This is a genomic window from Pseudomonas sp. LPH60 (assembly GCF_030718165.1).
Taxonomy (GTDB): Bacteria; Pseudomonadota; Gammaproteobacteria; order Pseudomonadales; family Pseudomonadaceae; genus Aquipseudomonas; species Aquipseudomonas danubii.
In genome coordinates this window covers 1-698 of sequence record NZ_JAVAJH010000030.1, presented here as the reverse complement: position 1 = coordinate 698, position 698 = coordinate 1, and the positions used below count along the sequence as shown (strand labels likewise).

General features: G+C 53.7%; 1 protein-coding gene. It reads left to right on the top strand.

The genetic code is table 11. The annotated features are described in order from the left end of the window. Positions 1-72: 72 nt before the first annotated feature. On the top strand, positions 73-698 hold a 626-nt coding region (locus Q8O96_RS31430; RefSeq protein ID WP_371826220.1), incomplete at its 3' end, for an Ig-like domain-containing protein.

Sequence of the window (698 nt, the reverse complement as noted above, 5' to 3'; positions counted from 1 at the left end):
GATGCCAGCGGCAAGGCCACGGTCAACCTGACCGGCACCGTTGCCGGTACCGCAACCGTCACGGCTTCGGCTGTGGCCGGGTCGAAAACTGCGGTTGTAGCCTTGGTCGCCGACAGGTCCACTGCGCGTATCGTTAGCCTAACTGCTAGCAGTCCATCAATTCCGACCGATAGCACCACCCCCAGCACAATCGTTGCGACTGTAAAAGACGCGAAAGGAAACTCTATAGAAGCAGGGTTTGCAGTTAGTTTTACAACCTCAGAAGGCAGCTTGAGTGGTGCGTCTTTCAACACAGACGCTAATGGACAAGCATCTGTGAACCTACGTGCAACGTATGTAGGTAGCGGTTCAGGGACTGTCAGGGCATCCGTACCGCTCAACAGTGCTGATGTCACTGTAGGGTTCTATGCTGATGTTGCATCTGCAAAAGTTAAGAGTCTCGTAGCTAGCCCGACAACGGTGCCAGCTGATGGCACTCCTAGTACCTTGACAGCCACAGTCGTCGACAAAAATGAGAACCCGTTAGGAGCTGGTATCACTGTCTACTTCGGAACTGATCTGAACAGCCTGTCCGGGCCTTCGGCAGTCACGAACAGCAGCGGTGTTGCGAGTGTGACTATCCAAGGAATGACTGCCGGCACTGCAAACGTAACGGCAAAAACGACCGTTTCCGGTAATGCATCTACAGCGGTAACTTT